At 29.5% G+C, this 5,416-nt stretch carries 6 protein-coding genes; all 6 read right to left on the bottom strand.

Annotation, left to right across the window (positions count from 1 at the left end; translation table 11 throughout):
* Positions 1-341 (bottom strand): carboxylate--amine ligase (locus tag VK071_11935; protein ID HLR36022.1); only part of this gene is annotated, 341 nt, incomplete at its 3' end.
* Between the two features lie 213 nt (positions 342-554).
* Complete coding sequence (gene deoC / locus VK071_11930; protein ID HLR36021.1) at positions 555-1,202, bottom strand: deoxyribose-phosphate aldolase; 648 nt, start codon at positions 1,200-1,202, stop codon at positions 555-557.
* A gap of 10 nt (positions 1,203-1,212) precedes the next feature.
* Positions 1,213-1,788 (bottom strand): phosphate propanoyltransferase, encoded by a 576-nt coding sequence (locus VK071_11925; protein HLR36020.1) that lies wholly within the window; start codon positions 1,786-1,788, stop codon positions 1,213-1,215.
* Between the two features lie 101 nt (positions 1,789-1,889).
* Positions 1,890-3,140 (bottom strand): 3-phosphoshikimate 1-carboxyvinyltransferase, encoded by a 1,251-nt coding sequence (aroA, locus tag VK071_11920; GenBank protein ID HLR36019.1) that lies wholly within the window; start codon positions 3,138-3,140, stop codon positions 1,890-1,892.
* A complete protein-coding gene (gene aroB, locus VK071_11915) occupies positions 3,137-4,177 on the bottom strand; it encodes a 3-dehydroquinate synthase (protein HLR36018.1) in 1,041 nt (346 codons plus the stop codon). The genes aroA and aroB overlap by 4 nt, the downstream gene beginning before the upstream one ends.
* Before the next feature lie 4 nt (positions 4,178-4,181).
* Positions 4,182-5,303, bottom strand: a complete 1,122-nt coding sequence (gene aroC, locus VK071_11910; protein HLR36017.1) for a chorismate synthase — start codon at positions 5,301-5,303, stop codon at positions 4,182-4,184.
* Positions 5,304-5,416 lie beyond the last annotated feature (113 nt).

The raw sequence follows: 5,416 nt of genomic DNA, 5'->3' as shown, positions 1-5,416 counted from the left end.
TTTGTAAATAAACCTTGTTCTGTTTGATTAATTAAATAATATTCTTGCAGTATTGGCAGATACTTATCAATAAATTCTGCATACCCATCAGCGGAAGGATATAAAACTGGTGGTTTTTCTTGCCTTTTCCCATAATCAATTAAAAATTCTAAAAGTCCTTCTGGATCCTTTTTACAGTCTGGTCCAATTAACTTTTCCGATAAATATTTAGAGTAAAATCCATAGGTACCTTTTTTAGAATAATCTACTGCCACAATAGGTATGTCATGGATACCTAAACATCGTATTATACTTAGACCAATATAATAATTTGCCCCTAAAACTACAGCTTTGTTTTTCATTTACAATTCCACTCCATTAAATATACATTTTTTTCCTTTCTAGTTTTTAAATAAGTTTAATTTTATCATAGGTAGTTATAAAAGTACATAATAAAGTGAATATGTGAATATTATTTTAATTATTAACCTATACTATCAGATTATACTATATTTCAATAAAAAATAATAGATATATAAAAAAGTTGTCTTAGTGACAACTTTTTTATATATCTATTATCCTTGTATTATTTTAATTGATGAACTAGCACCTAATCTAGTTGCACCAACTTCAATCATTTTTACAGCTGTTTCATAATCTCTAATGCCACCGGAAGCCTTTACTCCCATTTTATCCCCTACAACTTCTCTCATAAGTTTTACATCTTCTTTTGTTGCACCAGCAGTGCTAAAACCTGTTGAAGTCTTAACAAAGTCCGCTCCTGCTTCTTTTGCAAGTTTACAAGCCATTTTCTTTTCTTCCTCATTTAATAAACAGGTTTCTATTATTACTTTTACTAAGGCTTTTCCTTTAGCAGCATTAACTACTTCCTCTATATCTTCTTTTACTAGATCATAATCTTTATCCTTTAATGCCCCTATATTTATAACCATGTCCAATTCATCGGCACCATTATTAATAGCATTTTCTGATTCATAAGCTTTAACTTCCTTCATTGTACTTCCTAAAGGAAAGCCAATAACTGTTGCTACTTTCACATCGCTATCTTTTAATTGCTCTTTAGCAAAGTTAACATAGGTTGGATTTATACATACGGAATAAAAACCATATTCTTTTGCTTCTTCACAAAGAGTTTTTACCATATCCTTTGTAGTTTCAGGTTTTAATAAAGTATGATCAATATACTTAGATAAATTTTTCATAGCCATCCCCCTATTTATTAATAATTTCTACTAAATCACCATTCTTAGTTCCAGCTGCATTTCCTTCTTCAATATCAACATGCATTTCTAATTTATGACCTTCCCCACTTCTTATAAGTACATTATCAAAGGTAATACCTCTTACCCCACCAACCTTTACACTTACAACATCTCCGTCTTTTACTCCAAATTCCTTAGCTTCATCAGTATGCATATGAATATGTCTAGCTGCTACAATTACTCCTTCTTTAAGGTCAATTTCGCCTTTAGGCCCTATTACTTTTATCCCTGGTGTATCCTTAATATCTCCTGAGTTTCTAATTACAGGTTCTACTCCTAATGTAAAGGCATCAGATATAGAAACCTCTACCTGAGTTGCACTTCTAACAGGTCCTAATACTCTAACTCCCTTTATAGCTTTTTTTGGTCCAATTAAGTCCACCTTTTCCTCTGAAGCAAATTGACCTGGTTGCCTTAAATCCTTCCTCCTAGTTAATTCATATCCTTCACCAAATAATTTTTCCAAATCTCCTTGAGACAAATGTATATGTCTATTTGACATACCTATTGGTAATTCTGTTTTCATTTAATACTCCTCCTCATAATCTAATCTATATAAGTAAAATATATATTATTTTTAAATGAACCTTATAACATTATATTATCTAGATTTTTAAAAAGCAAACTTCAGTCCAAAAACCTACTTAATTCATTAAAAAAATTAGGAAAAGATATTTTAACACATTCTGTACTATCAAAATAAATTTTATCCTTTGCACATAGCCCAGCAATAGATAAAGCCATGACTATTCTATGGTCATTATAAGATTTTAATTTTCCACCTTTTAACATCCCCCTACCTTCTATTATCATACCATCTTCTAATTTTTTAATATCTGAGCCCATTTTTCTCAACTCATTAACCATAGCATCAATCCTATTAGTTTCTTTGTACTTTAATTCCTTAGCATCTTTTATAATAGTTTTTCCCTCTGCCATAGTTGCTGCTACGGCCAATATAGGTATTTCGTCAATTAACTTACCTATAATATTTCCTTTTATCTCTATACCTTTAAGCTTTGAATGTTCTACATATATATCGGCCATAGGCTCATTATTATAGCTTCTGAAATTAACAATGTCAATTGAACCACCCATCTTTTTAAGAACTTGTATAAACCCTATCCTAGTTTCATTAATACCCACATTTTTTATTAGTAACCCTGTTCCTTCTAGTATTAAAGCTCCAACTATAAAATAAGCAGCACTAGATATATCCCCTGGCACATATACTTTTTTTCCATTCAATTTAGATACTGGCTTAACTATTATCTTATTGTTAATCTTTTTAATATTCCCATCAAAATACTTTATCATTCTTTCAGTATGATCTCTCGAAGGTGCCTTTTCAGTTATTATCGTAGCTCCTTCTCCGTATACGGCTCCTAATATTAAAGCTGATTTTACCTGAGCACTTGCTACAGGAAGCCTGTAATCAATTCCCTTTAATTTATTTGTAGGTTCTATTTCCAAAGGTGGAAATTTATCCTTTCTTCCTTTTATATTTCCTCCCATAAGTCTTAAGGGTAAAATAATCCTATCCATAGGCCTTTTATTTAAAGAAAAGTCCCCTTCTACTTCAGAACAAAAATTTTGTGCTACTAATACCCCACTTATAAGTCTTACAGTTGTTCCAGAGTTACCACAGTAAAGCGGTGTTTTTGGTGGTCTTAATCCTTTTAAACCATTCCCAATAATGATCACTGTACTTCCTTTTATTTTTATATCTACACCTAAAGCTTTAAAACAATCAACGGTTCTTAAAACATCCTCTGATATTAAACAATTTTCAATAATAGTTTTCCCTTCACTTATAGAACCTAATATAATAGCCCTATGAGATATAGACTTATCTCCTGGCATCTCAAATATTTTCATATCCATTTTCCTTCTAAAGCTTTTTTTATAGTTGTCTTTTGAATGTTATAAAATATATTAACCCTTCCTCTTCCTACTGGAAGAATAAAACCTATTTTATTATTAACATTCTTTTTATCATGATCCATAATATTTATCATTTTATTTTTTTCTTCTTCATTAAAATGAATAGGGGTTATTAATTTAGTCAAAGTATCATATATTTTCTTAAAATAAATAGTATCTATTAGACCTATTTCCTTGGAAATAAAGCTCTCATATAGCATCCCTAATATTACTGCTTCTCCATGATTATATTTATCAAAATTATATAATCCTTCTATACTATGACCAATTGTATGACCAAAGTTTAATTTTCTTCTTACACCATTATCTAATTCATCTAATTTTACTATCTTTTTTTTTATATTAACTGATTGTTCAACAAGATATATTAAAACTTGATCATTTTTTTCTAATATATTTTCTATGTTTTTCTTTACATAATTAAAAAAATTATAATCTTCTATTAGGCCATACTTGAATACTTCCCCTATTCCTGAAATCATTTCTCTATTATTTAAAGTTTTTAAAAATTCTACATCTATAATAGTTTTTATGGGGAAATAAAAAGAGCCTATAATATTTTTTAATCCCTTATAGTCAACTCCAACTTTACCTCCTATACTACTATCTACCTGTGCCAATAATGTAGTAGGTATTTGAATATAATTTACACCTCTCATATATGTAGAAGCAACGTATCCAGATATATCACCTACTACCCCACCACCAATACTTAAAATAACTCCATTTCTATTAAAATTATACCCTATTAATTCATCATATATATTTAATACTATTTTTAATCTTTTGCTTTTTTCACCAGGTTTAAGTACATAAGTCTTTACTTGAAAACTAGATAAAATATTTAATATTTTATCTAAATATATTTTAGATACATTTTCATCTGTTATTATAAAGAGCTTTTTATAATTATTTCGAACTAATATATCTGGTAATTTCTCTAAGGTCTTTGAACCTATAATTGTGTCCATTGAATCACCTACTATCTATAGAATTTTTATAATTTACAAAGTTTCTTTTTATTTCCTTTAAATCATCACCACTAAATTTAATTACTATTTCATTGGCTATTGTATAAGCTAACATAGCTTCAGCTACAATACTTAATGATGGCACTGCTATTATATCTGAGCGTTCTACCTGGGCTACAGTATCTTCCTTACTTTTTATATCAACACTCTTCAAAGGTTTTTTTAATGTGGGAATAGGTTTCATTACAGTTCTCACAATAATATTTTCACCGTTAGAAACTCCCCCTTCTATTCCACCAGCATTATTGCTACCGCGATAATAACCTTTTTTATAAAATATTTCATCATGAATTTCCGAGCCTAAGCTCTTTGACGATCCAAAGCCCTTACCTATTTCTACTCCTTTTATACCAGGTATGCTCATTATGCTTTTGGCTATTCTTCCATCTAATCTTCTGTCCCATTGAACATAGCTTCCTAATCCTACAGGGACATTTATAGCAATCACCTCTACTATACCACCTAATGTATCTCCTACTTTTTTTGCATCATTTATTTTTTTAATCATTAGTTTTTCAGAATCCTTATCTAGTACTCGTAAAAGTGAATCATCTGCTAATTGAAGTTCTTCAAGAGTAAGTTTGTCGTATATATTTTTGCTTGATTTAATACCTCCTATTTCAATAACGTGGCTATATATATAAATATCTAATTCTTTTAATAATAGTTTGCACAGTCCGCCTATTGCTACTCTAGTAGCCGTCTCTCTAGCACTAGCTCTTTCTAATACATTTCTAATATCATTATGACCATATTTTATTGTTCCTGCTAAATCTGCATGGCCTGGTCTTGGTTTCGTTATGCTGTCCATATTCTTCTTATAGCCTTTGTTTTCAATAGTAAAGGATATTGGATTACCTGTAGTATAATTTTTATTTACTCCTGATAATATTTCTATCTTATCGTTTTCCATTTTCATTCTTTCACTTCTACCATAGCCTTGCTGTCTTCTTTTTAATTCATTATTTATATAATCTATGTTAACATATAGATTTGCCGGAAAACCATCTATAACTCCTAAAATTTCTTTTCCATGAGATTCTCCACTAGTTATAAAACTTATCAAATTTATCACCTCTAACTTTATTATAAACAAAAGACTCCTACCTATGAAAGTAGAAGTCCTTTATATTTGTAATATTTTTACCTATTTCAAACAATTCTTCTTTTATATCTTTT

The organism is Tissierellales bacterium (genome assembly GCA_035301805.1).
Classification (GTDB): Bacteria; Bacillota; Clostridia; order Tissierellales; family DATGTQ01; genus DATGTQ01.
Note: the sequence above shows the minus strand (reverse complement) of the source record. Positions and strands in the feature narration are given on the sequence as shown.